Genomic DNA, 18510 nt, shown 5'->3' with positions numbered 1-18510 from the left:
AGCCGGAGGCATCGCCATGAATCGCACGGGTCCCATCCTCGCAGCCACCGACTTCTCTTCGCACGCCCGCCATGCCGCCGAGCGTGCGGCCCGTCTGGCGCACGAGACGGCGGCATCTCTGCACCTGATGCACGTGCTGCCCGGGGAGACGCTCGCGCAGCTGCGCCAGTGGCTGGGTGCGGCCAATGCGCCGGAGGCGCAGATGCGCGCCGACGTGCAGCAGCGCTTGCGTCAGCTCGCCGGCGAACTGCGTCTGGCGCGCCACGCGGAGGTGACGCCCTGCGACGCTGCCGGGCCGGTGCTCGACGAGATCCTGCGCGAGGCCGAGTCGATCGATGCACGGCTGCTCGTGCTCGGCGCGCGCGGCAGCGGCTTGCTGCGCCGGCTGGTGCTGGGCTCCACCGCCGAGCGCCTGATGCGCCGCACCGTGCGCCCGCTGCTGGTGGTGCGGCAGACGCCGCACGAGCCGTACCGCCGCGTGCTGGTGGCGGCCGACTTCTCGCCATGGTCCGTGCAGTCGCTGGCGCTGGCACGACGCACCGCGCCGCATGCGCACCTCACGCTGCTCACCGTGTTCCAGGTGCCCTTCGAGGAGAAGCTGCGTTTTGCCGGCGTCGACCCCGCCACGGTGGAGGCCTATCGGCAGAAGGCGCGCGCCGAGGCCACGCACGGCCTGCACGCCCTGGCCGCTGCGGCCGGACTCAGGCCGCCGCAATGGACGCCCTGCGTCGTCGAGGGTGACGCCTCGCTGCGCATCGTCGAGAAGGAGCAGGAGTTCGACTGCGACCTCGTCGTGCTCGGCAAGCACGGCCGGTCGGCCACCGTCGACCTGCTGCTCGGCAGTGTGACCAGCCAGGTGCTCGCCGAGGGCAGTGCGGACGTGCTCGTGTCGACCGCTCGCGAGCCGTGAACCAGGCCGCCGGCGCCATGCTGCGTGTGCTCGCCTGTCTGGGCGCGGCCGCGGCCGTGCATGCGGTCGCGCCACCGCCCGATGCGCTGCGCGCCGGTATGGCGCTGTTCGTGCTGATCGGCGGGCTGTGGACGACGCAGGCGCTGCACCTGTCGGTCACCGCGCTGCTGGTGCCGCTGCTGGCCGTGCTGGCCGGACTGATGGACCTGCGCAGCGCGCTCGCCTCGTTCGCGCATCCGGTGATCTTCCTTTTCCTCGGCAGCTTCGCGCTGGCCGCGGCGTTGCAGCAGCAGGGCCTCGATCGTGCGCTGGCGCTGGCCATGCTGCGCGTCGCGGGCGGGCGGCGCGTGCGTGCGGTGGCGCTGCTCTTCGCCCTCACCGCGGCGCTGTCGATGTGGATCAGCAACACCGCCACCGCGGCGATGATGCTGCCGCTGGCGCTGGGCCTGCTCGACGGCGCCGACGCCGAGCACCCGATCGGCCCGCGCGAGCAGGCCTTCGTGCTGCTCGGCGTGGCCTACAGCGCCAGCATCGGCGGCATCGGCACGCTGGTGGGCAGCCCGCCGAATGCGATCGCCGCGGCGCAGGCGGGCATCGGCTTCGCCCAGTGGCTGCGATTCGGGCTGCCGCTGGCGGCGCTGTTGCTGCCGCTGATGCTGGGCATGCTGTACGCCGTGCTGCGGCCCCGGCTGGGCGGGCGCATCGCGGTGTCGGCCGAGACGCTGGCGTGGACCCCGGCGCAGCGCTGGACACTGGCGATCTTCGCGCTCACCGCCGCCGGATGGATCGCCGCCGCCCCGCTGGCGCGCGCGCTGGGCATCCCGGCCGACATCGACAGCGCGGTCGCGCTGGCAGCGATCGTCGCGTTGGTGGCCAGCGGCGCGATCGGCTGGCCGGAGATCGAGCGGCGAACGCAGTGGAGCGTGCTGCTGCTGTTCGGCGGCGGGCTGGCGCTCGGCGAGGTGATGGCCGGCAGCGGCGCCAGCCGCTTCCTCGCCGGCACGCTGGTCGATGCGGTGCAGGCGGCGCCGACCTGGCTGCTGCTGCTCGGCGTGGTCGCCTTCGTCGTCTTCCTCACCGAACTGGTCAGCAACACCGCCAGCGCCGCGCTGCTGGTGCCGATCTTCATTGGCGTGGCTTCCGCGCTGGGCCTGCCGCCGGCGCTGCTCGCCGCGGCGATCGCGGTGTCGGCGTCGTGTGCGTTCATGCTGCCGGTGGCCACGCCGCCGAACGCGATCGTCTTTGCCACCGAACTGGTGCCGCAAGCGACGATGATGCGTTGCGGGCTCGTGCTCAACCTGCTGTGCATCGCCGTCATCGCGACGGTCGCCACGCTCGCCTTCGGCTGAGCGTCGCGCCCCGCGGCCTCGCGCAGGCTGCGACCGGCCCGGGGGTTTGAAGGAGAACCTCATCTGTGTAGCATCCGCCGCACCGCCCACGAACCCCGGACTCGCGCCTTGAAGACCGACGCCGCACTGCTCGCCGTCATCGCGGACGGGACGACGAAGCCGGCGGATGACCCGCTCTGGTACAAGGACGCGGTCATCTACGAACTGCACATCAAGGCCTTCTTCGATTCGAACGGAGACGGCCTGGGTGACTTCGCCGGCCTGATCGAGAAGCTCGACCATGTCCGCGACCTCGGCGTCAACACGATCTGGCTGCTGCCGTTCTACCCCTCGCCGCTGCGCGACGACGGCTACGACGTGGCCGATTTCATGAGCGTCAATCCCGCATACGGGACGGCGGCCGACGTCAAGCGGCTGGTCGACGAGGCGCACCGCCGCGGCCTGCGCGTGATCACCGAGCTGGTGGTCAACCACACATCCGACCAGCACCCCTGGTTCCAGGCCGCGCGCCACGCGCCCAAGGGCTCGCCCGAGCGCGAGTTCTACGTCTGGAGCGACGACCCGAAGAAGTACGCCGGCACACGCATCATCTTCACCGACACCGAGAAGTCGAACTGGTCCTGGGACGAGGTCGCCGGCCAGTACTACTGGCACCGCTTCTTCAGTCACCAGCCCGACCTGAACTTCGACAACCCGGCGGTGCGCGAGGCGGTGTTCGGCATCATGGAGTTCTGGCTCGACCAGGGCGTCGACGGCTTCCGCCTCGACGCCATCCCCTACCTGATCGAGCGCGAGGGCACCTCCAACGAGAACCTGCGCGAGACCCACGAGGTGATCAAGGGCCTGCGCCGCCGTCTCGACGAGAAGTACCCGAACCGTCTGCTGCTGGCCGAGGCCAACATGTGGCCGGAGGACGTGCGCGAGTACTTCGGCGAGGACGACGAGTGCCACATGGCCTACCACTTCCCGCTGATGCCGCGCATGTACATGGCGATCGCGCAGGAGGACCGGCACCCCGTCGTCGAGATCCTCGCACAGACGCCGGACATCTCGCCGGCCTGCCAGTGGGCCATCTTCCTGCGCAATCACGACGAGCTGACGCTGGAGATGGTGACCAGCCGCGAGCGCGACTACATGTACAGCATGTACGCGGCGGACCCGCGTGCACGCATCAACCTCGGCATCCGCCGCCGGCTGGCGCCGCTGCTGGAGAACGACCTCGAACGCATCAAGCTGATGAACAGCCTGCTGCTGTCGATGCCGGGATCGCCGGTGCTGTACTACGGCGACGAGATCGGCATGGGCGACAACATCTTCCTCGGCGACCGCGACGGCGTGCGCACGCCGATGCAGTGGACCAGCGACCGCAACGGCGGCTTCTCGCGTGCCGACCCGCAGCGCCTGTACCTGCCTCCCATCCAGGATCCGGTGTACGGCTACGAGTCGGTCAACGTCGAGGCGCAGTCGCGCGAGCCTTCGTCGCTGCTGAACTGGACGCGCCGGCTGCTCGCCGTGCGGCGCTCGACGCAGGTGTTCGGGCGCGGCGCCATCACCATGCTGCACCCGGGCAACCGCAAGGTGCTCGCCTACCTGCGTGAACTGGGCGAGGAGGCGGTGCTGTGCGTGGCCAACCTGGGCCGCACGGCGCAGCCGGTGGAGATCGATCTGGCGCGCTTCAAGGGACGCGTGCCGGTGGAGATGATGGGCGGCATCGCCTTCGCACCCGTCGGCGAGCAGGGCTACGTGCTGACGCTGCCTTCGCACGGCTTCTTCTGGTTCCGCCTCGCCACCGACGTGGCGCCGCCGGACTGGTACGTCGACCGTCGTCCGGTCGAGGATCTCGTCGTGGTGGTGCTGTTCGACGGCTGGAACAGCCTGTTCCGCGACCGCGTGGTGCCTTGGCGCATCGGCATGGCGGTCAAGACGCGGGCGCAGGTCGAGGGCCGGGTGCTGCCACCCTTCATCGCGCGCCAGCGCTGGTTCGACGGGCGGGACGAGGCGCTCTCGCGCGTGCACATCGCCGACCATGCGGTGCTCGACCACGGCGGCCGAGACTGGCTGCTGTGCCTGCTCGATGCGCGCAGCGGTGACGAGGAGGTGCGCTGGTTCGCGCCGCTGGCGCTGGCCTGGGAGGACGGCGAGGAAGAGCGGCTGCGCCAGCTGCAGAGCGCAGCCGTGGCCAAGGTGCGTGTTGGGCCGCGCGTGGGCGTGATGGCCGATGCGCAGGCGGACCCGGCCTTCTGCGCCGCGCTGCTCGATGCGCTGGCCCGCCGTCGCGAGGTCGGCGGTGCGCAGGGTCGCCTGCTCTTCCTGCCCACCGGCGCGTTCGGCCAGATCGCCGGCCGCGTGCCCCTGACGCCCACGCCGCCTCGCCAGGTGCCGCAGGCGCGCAGCTCCGTGCTGGTGCTCGAGGAGTGCCTGTTCGTGAAGGTGCTGCGCCAGGTGAGCCCGGGCGTGAACATCGAAGCCGAGGTCGGCCGCTTCCTCACCGACGTGGCCCGCTTCGAGCACTGCGCGGCGGTGGCGGGTCACGTCGAGCATGTGGCGGCGGACGGGACCTCGAGCACGCTGATCCTGCTGCAGGCCTACATCTCCAACCAGGGCGAAGCCTGGAGCTTCGTGGTCGACCAGCTCCATCTCTGGCTCGGCCGCCATCCCGCGGGGCGCCCCGCGGGCATGACGGAGCCGGTCGACGAGGGTTTCCTCGGCCGCGTGCGCACCATGGCCCGCCGCACGGCGGAGTTGCACGCGGCGCTGAACCGGCGCACCGGCGATGCCGCCTTCGACCCCGAGCCAATCTCCGCCGCCGATCTGCAGGGCTGGGTCGACCGGGCTCGCGCGCGCGCCGCGGCCACGCTGGCCCTGCTGCGCGAGCACGCGGCGCAGTGGCCCGCGCCGCAGCAGGCGCTGGCGCAACGCGTGCTGGCGGCCGACCTGGAAGCGGTCTTCGCCGGCGCCGCGCGCTGGACGCCCGCCGGCGTCAAGACCCGCGTGCACGGCGGTTACCGGCTGCAGGAAGTGCTGCTCGTGCACAACGACTTCGCCATCGTCGACTTCGAGGGTGACCCGCGCGTGCCGGTCGAGGCACGGCGTGCCAAGCAGTCGCCGCTGCGCGACGTGGCGGACATGCTGCACTCGTTGGACCAGGCGCGCGACGCGGCCCTGCAGCTGGGCGCGCAAGCCGACGCCGAGTCGCCGCGGCGCGAGGCGCTGGCGGCAATCTGGGGGCGCACGGTGCGCGAGGCCTTCCTCGGCGCCTACGCCGAGCACGCCGTCGCCACCGGGTTGCATGCGGACGCCGAGTCCTTCACCGCAGCGCAGCCGCTGCTGACGCTGTTCGAGATCGACCGTGCCATGCAGCTGCTGTGCGACGACATCCACCTGCGGCCGGTCGCGGCCGCTGCGTCGCTGGCCAGCGTGGCGGAGCTGATCGGCGCCTGACGCTGCGAGGAGAGTCCATGGACGCGGCGCACGTCGCCGTGGACCGCTTCGGCATCGGCATCGGCATCGGCCGGGTGCGGGCGACCTTCCTGAGCCGGCCCGGTGGCGATGCCGCCCCGCGGGTTCCCGCGCGCCCCGGCTTCGGGGCAGCGCGGAGCGTGCGACGCCTCAGACGGGAGACTCGCCGCGGACCAGGCGCAGCGGCAGCTCCGGCGCGCGGCCCTGCGTGTCCTGGCCGGCGTAGAGCGTCAGGTGCGGATAGGGGATCTCGATGCCGCGCTCGTCGAAGGCGTGCTTGAGGCGGCGCAGGTACTCGCGCCGCACGGCCCATTGCTCCAGCGGGGCGCACTTGAAGCGGCAGCGGATCACCACCGCCGAGTCGTCCCATCGCTCCACGCCGGCGATTTCCAGCGCGTCGAGCAGGCGCGGCGCATAGGCAGGATCGGCGCGCATCTCCTGGCCGACCTCGCGCATCACCTCCATCACCGAGTCGGTGTTCTCTCGGTAGGCGACGCCGATGTCCATCACCGACTGGGCATAGCCGCGGCTCATGTTGACCACTGTCGTGATCATGCCGTTGGGCACGAAGTGCACGTTGCCGTCGTAGTCGCGCAGCTGCACGAAGCGCAGCGTCACCACCTCGACCAGCCCGGCGTGATCGCCGAGCTTGACCACGTCCCCTTCGCGGACCTGGTTCTCCAGCAGGATGAAGAAGCCGGTGAAGTAGTCCTTCACCAGGCTCTGCGCACCGAAGCCGACCGCCAGGCCGACGACGCCGGCCGCGCCCAGGATGGGCGCGACGGAGATGCCGAGCTCGCCGAGCACCAGCATGCCGGCGATCAGCGAGACCACCACCGCGGCCAGGTAGCGGAACACGCGCCCCAGCGTTTCCGCGCGCTTGACCGCCTCGCGGTCGTCGAAGCGGTTGGCGATGCGGATGCGGAAGGCGCGGATGGCACGCTGCAGCACGCCGATCAGGATCCAGGCCGCGATCACGATGACCACGATGCGCAAGGCCGTGGTGGCCACGCTGCCCAGCCCGGACCACAGCGCCACGGCGTCGTCGACGAGGTCCTTCAACAGGCTCATGCGACGGTCTCCATCAGGGCATTCAGGAACTGCTTGCGCCACCAGTGCACGTCGTGGGCGCGGATCTCCGCCATCAGCCGCTGATGGCGATGGCGGCGCTCCTCCAGCGGCATGTGCAGCGCACGCTGGATGGCGTCCGCGGTGGCCTGGGTGTCGTAGGGGTTGACCAGCAGCGCGTCGCCGAGCTGCTCGGCCGCACCGGCAAAGCGCGACAGCACGAGCACGCCCGGATCCTCGGGATCCTGCGCGGCGACGAACTCCTTGGCCACTAGGTTCATGCCGTCGCGCAGCGGCGTCACCAGGCCCACGCGTGCGGCGCGGTACAGGCCGGGCACGCGCTTGCGCGCCACCGTGCGGTGGATGTAGCGGATCGGCATCCAGTCGACCTCGCCGAAGTCGCCGTTGATCGCGCCGCACAGGCCTTCGAGCTCGCGACGGATGTCGCCGTAGGCGTCCACGTCCTCGCGTGAGGGCGCGGCCACCTGGATCAGCGTGGCACTGTTGCGGTTCTCCGGATAGCGCTCGAGCAGCTTGCGGAAGGCGCGGATGCGCTGCGGCAGGCCCTTGGAGTAGTCGAGCCGGTCGACGCCGACGAGCAGCCGCCGCTTCGCGTACTGATCCTTCAGCGTGGCGAGCATCTCCTGGGCCTCTTCCGCCTGCGCCAGCGCGGCGAACTCGTCGACGTCGATGCCGATCGGGAAGGACTCGGCACGCAGCTGGCGGTTGAAGGCGCCGAAGGTGTTCTCCGAGATCTGCTCGGCGCCGGCCTCGCTGATCAGGTAGCGCGACAGGTGCACCATGTCGGCCTGGCTCTGCAGGCCGACGAGATCGTACGCGAAGAGCGCGCGCATCAGCCACTCGTGCGCCGGGATCGCGGCCAGGATCAGCGGTGGCGGCAGCGGGATGTGCAGGAAGAATCCGATGCGTTGCCTGCAGCCCATCGCGCGCAGCTCGGCGGCCAGCGGGATGAGGTGGTAGTCGTGCACCCAGATCACGTCGTCGGGCTGCAGCAGCGGCATCAGCCGGTGCGCGAACATGCGGTTGACGCGCCGGTAGCCGTCGATGAAGCCGGCATCGAAATCGGCGAGGTCGAGCCGGTTGTGGAACACCGGCCAGAGCACTCCGTTGGCATAACCAACGTAGTAGCTGTCGTGGTCCTCGCGGCAGAGGTCCACCGTGGCGAGCGTGACGTTGCCGGCGCGCTGGACGTGCAGCTTGCCCTCGCCGGAGCTGCGCTCGACGACGGTACCGCTGCTGCCGAACCAGAGCCCGCCGGTCTCGGCGAGCGCCTCGCCGAGCGCGACGGCCAAGCCGCCTGCTGCGGTCTTGCGCGGATCGGCGACGCGGTTGGAGACGACGACGAGCCGGCTCACGGTGTCACCCGTGCCGCCGGGGCGCCGGCCAGGCGCTCGACGGCGCGCACGAGCCACTCGCGCATCGCCGCCGGGTCGCTCAGGCGGTGCGCCGCCAGCGTCTCGCCCTCGCCGATCTTCACCGCCACGCCGCCAAGCGACTGCACGAGCTCGAAGGCGGCCTCGTCGGTGACGTCGTCACCGAAGAACCAGGGCCGGCGATGGCGGAACGGGCGCTCGTCGAGGAAGCTGCGCACGGCAAAACCCTTGCTGGCGCGCCGTGGCTTCAGTTCCACGACCTTCTTGCCGCGCATCAACGCCATGCCGTCGATGCGACGCATCGCCTCGGTCATCGTGGCGATGCATTCGTCCTCGAGTTCGGGCGCCTGCCGGTAGTGCAGCGCGATCGCACCGGGCTTGTACTCGGCGCGCAAGCCGGGGTGGCGCTTGACCAGCGCGTCGATCAGCGCGGCCGGCTCGTCGAGCGCGCCCACGGCGATGCGCCGCACCAGGCCATCGGCGCCGCGCCGTTCGGCACCATGCACACCCGCGGCGGGCAGCCGGGCGAGCTGCAGGTGCTGGTCGATGTCCGACAGCGGGCGGCCGGACACCACGGCCACGGCACCGCCGAGCAGGCTCGCCAGTCGCGCAAGAAGTTCGGGGACGCCGGGCTCCACGGCGACGGCATCGGGTCGCGGTGCGATGTCTACGAGGGTGCCGTCGAAATCGAAGAAGAGCGCGCTGGCGCGATCGGGCAGATCGGGATTCAGCATCCTCTTACCTTAAACGCATTTGGACAAATGGGCCATGATGGGCCGCAATAACCTCACCCATGTGCTGCGGCTTTGCGAAGCGACGGCCGTCGTCGGGTCGTCAAGACGCGGTCAGTGTCATCAGCACGTCAGCGTACCAGGCACAGTTCAGGCCGAGAGACTCGTCCGCAGCAAGATCGCGGCCGCCCATGTCCATGCGCGCCGAGTGGATGCCCAACAGCTTCCAGGGGATGGCGGCATCGGCGGAACTTTCGGCCGGCGAGCGCATCACCACCGGAGCGCCACTGGTGCCGCGATGCGTGCGCGCGTCGGTGAGGAACAGGCCCAGGCCCTGGAAGCGCGTGCCGAAGGACGAGGCCACTGCGGCCTGACGCGCCACCGGGAGGTGGAAGCGGCTGTCGTGGAAGCCGAGCGGGAACCCCACCACGAGCAGCGGCGTGCCGATCTCCACCTCGCCCAGCGTCTCCTGCAGGTTCGCTGGCGTGAAGGCGCGCGGCACGATGCCGCCGAGCATGGCGCGGTCCAGCTCGATCACCGCCACGTCGATGTCGCCGCCGGTGTCGCTCGCCTGGCGCCACACCGCCTGGCCGCGCTCGTAGAGCAGCACCGAGCACACGCTGGTGCGCGACAGGTCGCGCTCGTCGGTGTGCATCTCGATCTCGATGCGGTCGGGAAAGTGATTGCTCGGTGCATCGACCAGCACATGGCGGCTGCTTACCAGATAGAGACGTTCGCCGCGCGCGAAGAAGAAGCCGCTGGCCGCGGTGAGGGCGCGTTGGCCCTGGAACGTCAGCACGCGCGGCACCGCCAGCAGCAGGGGCTCGACGGCCGTGCCGTCCCGCGCCGCCGGCGCGCTGCGTTCGAGCGAGTCGATCAGCGCCGCGATGCGGGCGGTGTCGCCCTCGAAGGCGGCGATCGAGTGCTCCGAGATCGCCGCGTTGAGCATCGCCGTGCGCGCAAACTCGGCCAGGTCCTCGAAGCTGCGGCGAAAGCGCGCGCGTGCCGGCGGCGCAAGTTGTTGGATCAGGGCGCTGCACAGCGCGTCCAGCGCGATAACGTTGCCTTTGAGTTCGCAGATGCGCTCGGTCGCTTCCTGCAGGTTCTTCATGGGGGCTCCCGGAAAGAAGAAGGCCACGGCTTCGTGCCGGGCTGCGAAGGGTCCGTGCGCCGGGGGCGGACCGCCAGGATGTCCGACACTTGCGAACCCCTCCGGCCCTGCGTCGTCTCGAACTCCACGCGCTGATTCTCGGTCAGCGCCCGAAAGCCGCCGCCCTTGTCCATGTTGGGCCATGTCACGGCGCCGGTCGGAGTCGTCATGTCAGCGAGAGCCCCTGGACGGCCGAGGCCGATCGTGCCCCGGCGCGCCGGGCGGGCCTACGCCACCTTGCGTATTGGTCGTTTGCTGCGCCGCACCTAACCTGCGGCCGTTCCTCACAACGACCCCGCCAACACGCCAGGAGGCACCGCACCATGAATCCGTCCCGCCGCTTCGCCACCCAATCGCTCACCGCGCTGGCCGCCGCCGCCTGCATGATGGGTTTCAGCTCCATCGCCCAGGCCCAGGCCACCATCAAGGTCGGCGTGCTGCACTCCCTGTCGGGCACGATGGCCATCTCGGAGACCGTGCTCAAGGACGTCGCCCTGATGGCGATCGACGAGATCAACGCCAAGGGCGGCGTGATGGGCAAGAAGCTCGAGCCGGTAGTGGTCGACCCCGCCTCCAACTGGCCGCTGTTTGCCGAGAAGGCCAAGCAGCTGATCGACCAGGACAAGGTCGCCGTCACCTTCGGTTGCTGGACCAGCGTGAGCCGCAAGTCGGTGCTGCCGGTGTTCGAGGAGAAGAACGCGCTGCTGTTCTACCCGGTTCAGTACGAGGGTGAGGAGCTGTCGAAGAACGTCTTCTACACCGGCGCCGCGCCGAACCAGCAGGCCATCCCTGCCGTCGAGTACCTGATGAGCAAGGACGGCGGCTCGGCGAAGCGCTTCGTGCTGCTGGGCACCGACTACGTCTACCCGCGCACCACCAACAAGATCCTGCGCGCCTTCCTGAAGGCCAAGGGCATCCCCGAGTCGGACATCATGGAGGAGTACACACCCTTCGGACACTCCGACTACCAGAGCATCATCGCCAAGATCAAGAAGTTCGCCTCCGAGGGCAAGAAGACCGCCGTGGTCTCGACCATCAATGGCGACTCCAACGTGCCCTTCTACAAGGAACTGGGCAACCAGGGCCTGAAGGCGACCGACGTGCCGGTGGTGGCCTTCTCGGTCGGTGAGGAAGAGCTGCGCGGCGTCGACACCAAGCCGCTGGTGGGCCACCTGGCCGCCTGGAACTACTTCATGTCGATCAAGAGCCCGGCGAACACCGAGTTCGTCAAGAAGTGGAGCGACTACGCCAAGGCCAAGGGCATCCCCGGCCACAAGGACAAGCCGCTGACGAACGACCCGATGGAGGCCACCTACATCGGCATCATGATGTGGAAGCAGGCCGTCGAGAAGGCCAAGTCGACCGACACCGACAAGGTGATCGCCGCGATGGCCGGCCAGACCTTCCCGGCGCCGGGCGGCTTCATGTCCACCATGGACAAGGAAAACCACCACCTGCACAAGCCGGTGTTCATCGGCGAGATCAAGGCCGACGGCCAGTTCAACGTGGTGTGGAAGACCAAGGGCCCGGTGGTCGCCGACCCGTGGAGCGACTACATCGCGGAGAACAAGGGCAAGAAGAACGTGCCCGAGAAGAAGTGACCCACCTCCGGAGCGCCTGACGGCGCTCCCCCTCGAGGGGGCGACGCCAGCGGACCGGCGAAGCCGGATCCGCGGCGTCCGCTTGAAGGGCGGACGGTCTTGGACCGGTCCGCGTCTTCCTCTGAACCTCATTCGAATGCTTCGACGACTCGTTCTCTGCTGCCTCCTGTGGTGCTTGCCGCTCGCGTCTTTCGCGCTGACGCCCAGGCAGGCGCTGGCCATCGCGTCGGGTGACAGCGACGAGCGCATCGCGGCGCTCAACGAGGCGGCCGCCAGCGCTGCCGACGGGCTCGGACCCTTTGTGCAGGCGCTGCTCGACGATTCGGTCAAGCTCGCCGGCGACAGGGTCTTCATCGTCCAGGGAGACAAGGCGGTGGATGCCGCCACCGGCGGCCCGGCCACGCTGCCACCTGAAGCGGAGGACGTGATCAACAACAACCGCGTGCGCGGCGCGCTGCAGGCGGCGCTGGCCGCGTTGCAGCTGCTCTCGCCCGACCTCGAGACGCGCCGCGCCTCGGTGGCCGAATTGCTCAAGCAGTCGCTCGAGGAGGCGCAACTGCCGCTGCTCGACAAGGCGCTTGCCGCCGAGAGCGACGCCGGCCTGAAGGCATCGCTGGAGCGCATGCGTGCCACCATCCTCGTCGCCTCGCCCGACAAGGAGAAGCGCCTGGCCGCGATCGATGCGCTCGCCAGCAGCCGGCAGAGCGCGGTGGCCAGTCTGCTGCAGGAGCGGCTCGCGCCCGACGCCGAGGCCGACCCGCAGGTGAGGGCCGCCCTGACCCGCGCGCTCGACACGGTGCGCTCGCGCCTGGCCTGGGGCGAGCGCATCGGCGTGGTGTTCACCGGCATCAGCCTCGGGTCCATCCTGCTGCTCGCGGCGCTCGGGCTGGCCATCACCTACGGCCTGATGGGCGTGATCAACATGGCCCACGGCGAGCTGCTGATGATCGGCGCCTACGCCACCTTCGTGGTGCAGAACCTGTTCCGCCAGTACCTGCCGGGCTCTTTCGACGCCTACATCCTCGTCGCCATTCCCGTCGCCTTCCTCGCCTCCGCGCTGGTCGGCGCGGCGATGGAGCGCAGCGTGATCCGCTGGCTCTATGGCCGGCCGCTGGAGACGCTGCTGGCCACCTGGGGCATCAGCCTGGTGCTGATGCAGGGCGTGCGCTCGCTGTTCGGCGCGCAGAACGTGCCGGTGGAGAACCCGGCCTGGCTGTCCGGCGGCATCTCGGTGATGAGCAACCTCACGCTGCCCTACAACCGCATCGCCATCATCGCCTTCGCCGCGCTGGTGCTGATCGCGGTGGCGCTGCTGATCGCGCGCACCCGGCTCGGCCTGTTCGTACGCGGCGTGACGCAGAACCGCCGCATGGCTGCCTGCGTCGGCGTGAACACTGCGCGGGTGGACACCTACGCCTTCGCGCTCGGCTCGGGCATCGCCGGCCTGGGCGGCTGCGCGCTCTCGCAGGTCGGCAACGTCGGGCCCGACCTCGGTCAGAGCTACATCGTCGACTCCTTCCTCGTCGTCGTGCTCGGCGGCGTGGGCCAGCTCGCCGGCACCGTCTACGCGGCGCTGGGCCTGGGTGTGCTCAACAAGCTGCTCGAGGGCTGGGCCGGCGCGGTGCTGGCCAAGATCATGGTGCTGGTGTTCATCGTCGTGTTCATCCAGAAGCGCCCGCAGGGGATCTTCGCCATGAAGGGCCGGAGCGCAGAAGCATGAGTGCCGTCCTCCCGATGTCTGCCGCGGCCGTGCCGAGCACGCAGTTCCTGTCGCTGAAGAGCTGGTTCGGCGTGTTCGCCGCGCTGCTGGCGGTGCTGGTGGTCGCGCCGGCGCTCAACCTGATGGTGCCCGAGGGCAGCGTCTTCCACATGAGCGACTTCGCCGTCGCGCTGGTCGGCAAGATCATGTGCTATGCGATCTGCGCGCTGGCGATGGACTTGATCTGGGGCTACACCGGCATCCTCTCGCTGGGCCACGGTCTGTTCTTCGCGCTCGGCGGCTACGCGATGGGCATGTACCTGATGCGCCAGATCGGCACCGACGGGCAGTACAAGTCCGAGATGCCCGACTTCATGGTGTTCCTCAACTGGAAGGAATACCCCTGGCACTGGGCGTTCAGCGACAGCTTCCTGTTCCAGATGGCGATGGTGGTGCTGGTGCCCGGGCTGCTGGCCTTCGTGTTCGGCTTCTTCGCCTTCCGCTCGCGCATCAAGGGCGTGTACTTCTCGATCATCACGCAGGCGATGACCTTCGCCGCGATGCTGCTGTTCTTCCGCAACGAGACCGGCTTCGGCGGCAACAACGGCTTCACCGACTTCAAGCGCATCCTCGGCATCACCATCGCCACGCCGAGCATGCGCATGGTGCTGTTCGTCATCACCGGCCTGACCTTGATCGGCTTCTTCGTCTTCGCCCGCTGGCTCGTGGCCAGCAAGTTCGGCCGCGTGCTGCAGGCCATCCGCGACGCCGAGAGCCGCGTGATGTTCACCGGCTACGACCCGATCCGCTACAAGCTCACCATCTGGGTGATCTCGGCGGTGATGTGCGGCATCGCCGGCGCGCTGTACGTGCCTCAGGTCGGCATCATCAACCCCGGCGAGATGAGCCCGGCGGCGAGCATCGAGATGGCCATCTGGACGGCGGTGGGCGGCCGCGGCACCCTTGTCGGCCCGATCGTCGGCGCCTTCTTCGTCAATGGTGCGAAGAGCTGGTTCACGCAGGCCTTCCCCGAGTTCTGGCTGTACTTCCTCGGTGCGCTGTTCATCGCGGTGACGCTGTTCCTGCCGCAGGGGATCATCGGCCTGGTGCGCCGGGTGAAGAAGGAGACGCGCACATGACGCCCGACTTGATGAAGGCGGGCGCGAGGATCCGCGAGGAGCATGCCAAGCGCGCCGCCGCCGCGGTGCTGTCGGGTGACCGTGCGGCGAGCTACGGCCGCGTCGTCACGCCGGGCGAAGTCGACACCGCGCACGGCGCCATCCTCTACCTCGACGACATCACGGTCAGCTTCGACGGCTTCAAGGCGCTCAACGCGCTGAGCCTGTCGATCAGCGCCGGCGAACTGCGCTGCATCATCGGGCCGAACGGCGCGGGCAAGACGACGATGATGGACGTGATCACCGGCAAGACGAGGCCCGACGCCGGCAAGGCCTTCTTCGGCTCGACCATCGATCTGCTGCGGCTGCGCGAGAACGACATCGCCACGATCGGCATCGGCCGCAAGTTCCAGAAGCCCACGGTGTTCGAGCATCTGTCGGTGTTCGAGAATCTCGAGCTGGCGCTGAAGACCGACCATGGCGTGCGCGCCTCGATGTTCTTCCGCCTCACCGGGCCGCAGCTCGACCGCATCGGCGAGATCCTCACGCTGATCCACCTGAAGGACAGCGCGCAGCGCGTCGCCGGGCTGCTCAGCCATGGCCAGAAGCAGTGGCTGGAGATCGGCATGCTGCTGATGCAGGACCCCAAGCTGCTGCTGCTCGACGAGCCGGTGGCCGGCATGACCGACGAGGAGACCGAGCGCACCGCCGAGCTGTTCCTCTCGCTCGAGGGCAGCCACTCGCTGGTGGTGGTCGAGCACGACATGAAGTTCATCGGCGAGCTCACGCAGGGCAACGCGAGCAAGAAGGTCACCGTGCTGCACGAGGGCAGCGTGCTGGCCGAGGGCTCGCTGAAGGACGTGCAGGCCAACGACAAGGTGGTCGAGGTGTACCTGGGACGCTGACATGCTGAAAGTCGAAGGCATCAACCAGTACTACGGCGGCTCGCACATCCTGCGCAACCTCGGCTTCGGGGCGAAGCTCGGCGAGGTGACGGTGGTGCTGGGCCGCAACGGCGTAGGCAAGACCACGCTGCTGAAGTCGCTGATGGGCGTGGTGCCGGTGAAGACCGGCAGCATCCAGCTCGACGGCCAGGACATCACGCGCGACACGCCCTACGAGCGCGTGCGCAAGGGCGTGGGCTACGTGCCGCAGGGCCGCGAGATCTTCGGCCGCCTGACGGTGGAGGAGAACCTGCGCATGGGTCTGGCGTACAAGAAGGGCGGCACGCCGATCCCGGCGGAGCTGTTCGACCTGTTCCCGGTGCTCAAGCAGATGATCCACCGCCGCGGTGGCGACCTCTCGGGCGGCCAGCAGCAGCAGCTCGCCATCGCGCGCGCGCTGGCGGCCGGCCCCAAGCTGCTGATCCTCGACGAGCCGACCGAGGGCATCCAGCCCAGCATCATCAAGGACATCGGCCGCGTGATCCGCATGCTGGCCAACCGCAAGACGATGGCCATCGTGCTGGTCGAGCAGTACTACGACTTCGCCGCCGAACTGGCCGACCAGTACCTGCTGATGGAGCGCGGCGAGATCGTGCAGCGCGGGCGTGGCGAGACGATGGAGCGCGAGGGCGTGCGCGACCGCATGTCCATTTGAGGGCAGGGCACCGGGGCCGCGCGCACAATCCCCGCCCATGATCACCGTCCACCACCTCAACGACTCGCGCTCGCAGCGTGTGCTCTGGCTGCTCGAGGAGCTTGGGTTGCCTTACGAGATCCGGCATTACCAGCGCGACCCCAAGACCATGCTCGCGCCGCCGGAGCTGCGCCAGGTCCACCCCTTGGGCAAGTCGCCGGTGATCACCGACGGCGAGGCGACGGTGGCCGAGTCCGGCGCGATCATCGAGTACCTCGTCGACCGCGAGGGCGGCAAGCTGCGACCCGCACCCGGTACGCCCGAGTTCCTGCAGTACCGCTACTGGCTGCACTTCGCCGAAGGCTCGGCGATGTCGCCGCTGCTGATGAAGCTGGTGTTCGACAAGGTGGTGAGCGCGCCGATGCCGTTCTTCGTCAAGCCGATCGCGCGCGGCATCTCGGCCCAGGTGCTGAAGAGCTTCGTCATGCCCAACATCGAACGGCAGCTCGACTTCATGGAGAGCGAACTGGCGCAGCGGCCCTGGTTCGCCGGCAAGTCGTTCAGCGCGGCCGACATCCAGATGAGCTTCCCGATCGAAGCGGCCGCGCAGCGCGCCGGCCTCGACGCGCGGCGGCCGAAGCTGATGGACTGGCTCAAGCGCATCCATGCGCGGCCGGCCTACAAGAAGGCGCTCAAGCGCGGCGGCCCCTACAGCTTTGCCGGCGACTGATACCTCTTCGCCGTCACAAGCATCCGTCGGTCGTCGCAGATCGCCGCATCGCGACTGTTCGGGACCCACCGGCGCCGGCGTCGGCCATGCGGCGTTCAGCCGACCCGAAGGCTCCGACGCTCTGGGGCAGAAGTCGGCCAATTGCCGTCGCCCACGGCTGGCAGCAACTGCAAGCGTCCTGAGCACGCCAAACCCGTGGGAGTTCAAGCGGCGCCGCGCAAGGGCCGCGAGGACCGGGTGCGACCAGGCACGTCAGGGTCGATGCACGCGCCACTGCCGCCACAGCTTGAGCGCCACCAGCAGCAGCGGCGTCGCATGCATGGCCAGGTCGAAGACATCGAGCGGACGTACCAGCGCACCCTGGACCAGAAGGCGCAGCTTCTCGACCAGATGGGGCTCGGGCGTGATCGGCGCAATGGCCATCCACGCCGCCAGAAGCAGCAACCAGATCCACGGCAAGCGGTCGAGCCAGCTCAGCATCGCTGGACACGCGCGATGCGGCCGCGGCAGCGCGAACGGGCTGCCTCTCGGGCGGGTGACGTTTCGATGTTCATGTGTCGTTCCTGAGTGGTGGTTTCCACGAGCCGGCCGGCCATCGAGAGTTCATGCAGTGGATGGTCGCATAGGTCGAGCCCTCGTCCCGGCGCCCAATTCGTTCGGCGCAAGGAGCACACCGGGCCGCCCGCTGACCGAGACCGATGTCGGGAGGTGCCAACGCTGAAGACGCCGTGGCGCAACGGCATCGCGCATCTGGTGATGACATCGCGAGAGTCAGCGCGGGTTGCCGACCTTCACCGAATGTGTGCTCCACGGCCTCTTCTTGGCCGACCCGCGACGCTCGCCAGGCGCGAAGAGTCAGGTCTTCCAGATCCGCGGCAGCACCGCCGGCAGCTCCCAGGCGACGGCGCGCCAGCGGTTGCGCACGTCCTGGAGCAGCGCCATCAGCGGCTCGACCCTGGGCGCGAGCGCACGCAGCAGCACCACCGCGTCGTTGGGTGCCGTCGAGCCGGCGGTTCGCGCCAGGATGTGGCCCTCGCAGGCGGCGCGCGCCGCGTCGAGCAGCGCCTCGCGCCGCGCCGCCCCGAGGGCGGTGCCGGCGGCGAACCACAGGCTGCCCATCACGCGATGGCCGTCCAGCCCCAGCGGCGAGTCCAGCAGCACTGCGTCGTCGGCGGCGATCGTGCCGCGCTCCAGCCAGCGCCCCGGGATCTCGATGTGCTGCCGGTAGCGGCCGCGCACGAAGGGCTGGTCGGCGGCAGGCAGGCCGAGCGCGAGCACGTCCCAGCCGATCGTCTCGGCACCCGCGCCCAGTTCGAAGCGCATCAGGTTCTGGCCCTCGCAGCCGCTGTAGGCGAGCGTCTCCAGCGGCAGCCACTCGAGCCGCGCGCCGTCGGACAGGCGCGCCGTCAGCTGCTGCACCGCCGGCTCGCCGGCGCTGCGGTAGAAGCGCGCCGCGCCGGGCGTGGTGATCAGCGCGTGGCCGCCGACACCGAGGGTGAGCTCGATGTCCAGCCGGTCGCCGCCGACCATGCCGCCCGGCGGGTGCACCAGCACGTGGTGGCAGATCGACGGGCCCTCGGGATAAAGCCGCTGCAGCACGCGCAGCGGGCCGTCGTGGCGGTCGTGGGCTTGCGTGGTGTCGCCGTCGCGGCGGTAGTCGATCGAGAGGTGGCCGTGCCAGCCCATGGGCAGTCGAGAGGAAAGTGGCCCGGCAGTGTAGCCA

The 18510-nt window shown here is 69.5% G+C and carries 15 protein-coding genes; 9 read left to right on the top strand and 6 right to left on the bottom strand.

Annotation, left to right across the window (positions count from 1 at the left end):
* Nucleotides 1-16 precede the first annotated feature (16 nt).
* From Q0599_RS17225 to treS, 3 genes are all read left to right on the top strand, one after another.
* On the top strand, nucleotides 17-910 hold the full coding sequence (locus Q0599_RS17225; RefSeq protein WP_298831928.1) for a universal stress protein: 894 nt from the start codon (nucleotides 17-19) through the stop codon (nucleotides 908-910).
* 17 nt (nucleotides 911-927) lie between these two features.
* Nucleotides 928-2259 (top strand): DASS family sodium-coupled anion symporter, encoded by a 1332-nt coding sequence (locus Q0599_RS17220; RefSeq protein WP_298831926.1) that lies wholly within the window; start codon nucleotides 928-930, stop codon nucleotides 2257-2259.
* A 108-nt stretch (nucleotides 2260-2367) separates the two neighbouring features.
* Complete coding sequence (gene treS / locus Q0599_RS17215) at nucleotides 2368-5700, top strand: maltose alpha-D-glucosyltransferase (RefSeq protein WP_298831924.1); 3333 nt, start codon at nucleotides 2368-2370, stop codon at nucleotides 5698-5700.
* Nucleotides 5701-5868: 168 nt separating this feature from the next.
* Here the strand turns inward: treS and Q0599_RS17210 are convergent, their stop codons facing one another.
* The 4 genes from Q0599_RS17210 to Q0599_RS17195 all read right to left on the bottom strand — a co-directional run bounded on the left by Q0599_RS17210 (nucleotide 5869) and on the right by Q0599_RS17195 (nucleotide 10022).
* Nucleotides 5869-6789 carry a mechanosensitive ion channel family protein gene (locus Q0599_RS17210; RefSeq protein WP_298831922.1) on the bottom strand — a complete coding sequence of 307 codons (921 nt, stop codon included), beginning with the start codon at nucleotides 6787-6789 and terminating at the stop codon, nucleotides 5869-5871.
* The gene (otsA, locus tag Q0599_RS17205; protein ID WP_298831920.1) at nucleotides 6786-8162 is read right to left on the bottom strand and encodes an alpha,alpha-trehalose-phosphate synthase (UDP-forming); all 1377 of its coding nucleotides are present in this window, start codon (nucleotides 8160-8162) and stop codon (nucleotides 6786-6788) included. The genes Q0599_RS17210 and otsA overlap by 4 nt, the downstream gene beginning before the upstream one ends.
* Nucleotides 8159-8914 (bottom strand): trehalose-phosphatase, encoded by a 756-nt coding sequence (gene otsB, locus Q0599_RS17200; RefSeq protein ID WP_298831918.1) that lies wholly within the window; start codon nucleotides 8912-8914, stop codon nucleotides 8159-8161. The genes otsA and otsB overlap by 4 nt, the downstream gene beginning before the upstream one ends.
* A 100-nt stretch (nucleotides 8915-9014) precedes the next feature.
* Nucleotides 9015-10022, bottom strand: a complete 1008-nt coding sequence (locus Q0599_RS17195; RefSeq protein ID WP_298831916.1) for a serine protease — start codon at nucleotides 10020-10022, stop codon at nucleotides 9015-9017.
* Between the two features lie 362 nt (nucleotides 10023-10384).
* Between Q0599_RS17195 and urtA the strand changes: the two genes are divergently transcribed.
* From urtA to Q0599_RS17160, 6 genes are all read left to right on the top strand, one after another.
* On the top strand, nucleotides 10385-11662 hold the full coding sequence (gene urtA, locus Q0599_RS17185; RefSeq protein WP_298831914.1) for an urea ABC transporter substrate-binding protein: 1278 nt from the start codon (nucleotides 10385-10387) through the stop codon (nucleotides 11660-11662).
* 136 nt (nucleotides 11663-11798) lie between these two features.
* On the top strand, nucleotides 11799-13382 hold the full coding sequence (gene urtB, locus Q0599_RS17180; protein ID WP_298831912.1) for an urea ABC transporter permease subunit UrtB: 1584 nt from the start codon (nucleotides 11799-11801) through the stop codon (nucleotides 13380-13382).
* Between the two features lie 14 nt (nucleotides 13383-13396).
* A complete protein-coding gene (gene urtC, locus Q0599_RS17175) occupies nucleotides 13397-14500 on the top strand; it encodes an urea ABC transporter permease subunit UrtC (protein WP_298832756.1) in 1104 nt (367 codons plus the stop codon).
* Entirely contained in the window at nucleotides 14497-15384 is an 888-nt protein-coding gene (gene urtD, locus Q0599_RS17170) for an urea ABC transporter ATP-binding protein UrtD (protein ID WP_298831909.1), read from the top strand. Before urtC ends, urtD begins: the two co-directional genes overlap by 4 nt.
* Nucleotide 15385: 1 nt before the next feature.
* Complete coding sequence (gene urtE / locus Q0599_RS17165) at nucleotides 15386-16078, top strand: urea ABC transporter ATP-binding subunit UrtE (RefSeq protein WP_298831907.1); 693 nt, start codon at nucleotides 15386-15388, stop codon at nucleotides 16076-16078.
* A 37-nt stretch (nucleotides 16079-16115) separates the two neighbouring features.
* Nucleotides 16116-16787 carry a glutathione S-transferase gene (locus tag Q0599_RS17160; protein WP_298831905.1) on the top strand — a complete coding sequence of 224 codons (672 nt, stop codon included), beginning with the start codon at nucleotides 16116-16118 and terminating at the stop codon, nucleotides 16785-16787.
* A 252-nt stretch (nucleotides 16788-17039) separates the two neighbouring features.
* Here the strand turns inward: Q0599_RS17160 and Q0599_RS17155 are convergent, their stop codons facing one another.
* Nucleotides 17040-17267 (bottom strand): hypothetical protein, encoded by a 228-nt coding sequence (locus Q0599_RS17155; RefSeq protein WP_298831903.1) that lies wholly within the window; start codon nucleotides 17265-17267, stop codon nucleotides 17040-17042.
* A 375-nt stretch (nucleotides 17268-17642) separates the two neighbouring features.
* Nucleotides 17643-18473: an urease accessory protein UreD gene (locus Q0599_RS17150; protein ID WP_298831901.1), complete on the bottom strand. Its 831-nt coding sequence runs from the start codon at nucleotides 18471-18473 to the stop codon at nucleotides 17643-17645.
* Between the last annotated feature and the right edge of the window lie 37 nt (nucleotides 18474-18510).

It is taken from the genome of uncultured Piscinibacter sp. (assembly GCF_937952055.1).
In the GTDB taxonomy this organism is placed as follows: Bacteria; Pseudomonadota; Gammaproteobacteria; order Burkholderiales; family Burkholderiaceae_C; genus Piscinibacter.
This window is presented reverse-complemented; position numbering and strand designations above follow the sequence as displayed.

Excerpts from the sequence above, each read along its gene's own strand:
- Q0599_RS17220 (WP_298831926.1), top strand. The coding sequence starts at position 928 with ATGCTGCGTGTGCTCGCCTGTCTGGGCGCGGCCGCGGCCGTGCATGCG.
- urtC (WP_298832756.1), top strand. The coding sequence starts at position 13,397 with ATGTCTGCCGCGGCCGTGCCGAGCACGCAGTTCCTGTCGCTGAAGAGC.
- Q0599_RS17150 (WP_298831901.1), bottom strand. The coding sequence starts at position 18,473 with ATGGGCTGGCACGGCCACCTCTCGATCGACTACCGCCGCGACGGCGAC.
- urtA (WP_298831914.1), top strand. The coding sequence starts at position 10,385 with ATGAATCCGTCCCGCCGCTTCGCCACCCAATCGCTCACCGCGCTGGCC.
- Q0599_RS17155 (WP_298831903.1), bottom strand. The coding sequence starts at position 17,267 with ATGCTGAGCTGGCTCGACCGCTTGCCGTGGATCTGGTTGCTGCTTCTG.
- urtE (WP_298831907.1), top strand. The coding sequence starts at position 15,386 with ATGCTGAAAGTCGAAGGCATCAACCAGTACTACGGCGGCTCGCACATC.
- Q0599_RS17195 (WP_298831916.1), bottom strand. The coding sequence starts at position 10,022 with ATGAAGAACCTGCAGGAAGCGACCGAGCGCATCTGCGAACTCAAAGGC.
- urtB (WP_298831912.1), top strand. The coding sequence starts at position 11,799 with ATGCTTCGACGACTCGTTCTCTGCTGCCTCCTGTGGTGCTTGCCGCTC.
- urtD (WP_298831909.1), top strand. The coding sequence starts at position 14,497 with ATGACGCCCGACTTGATGAAGGCGGGCGCGAGGATCCGCGAGGAGCAT.
- Q0599_RS17160 (WP_298831905.1), top strand. The coding sequence starts at position 16,116 with ATGATCACCGTCCACCACCTCAACGACTCGCGCTCGCAGCGTGTGCTC.
- Q0599_RS17210 (WP_298831922.1), bottom strand. The coding sequence starts at position 6,789 with ATGAGCCTGTTGAAGGACCTCGTCGACGACGCCGTGGCGCTGTGGTCC.
- Q0599_RS17225 (WP_298831928.1), top strand. The coding sequence starts at position 17 with ATGAATCGCACGGGTCCCATCCTCGCAGCCACCGACTTCTCTTCGCAC.
- otsB (WP_298831918.1), bottom strand. The coding sequence starts at position 8,914 with ATGCTGAATCCCGATCTGCCCGATCGCGCCAGCGCGCTCTTCTTCGAT.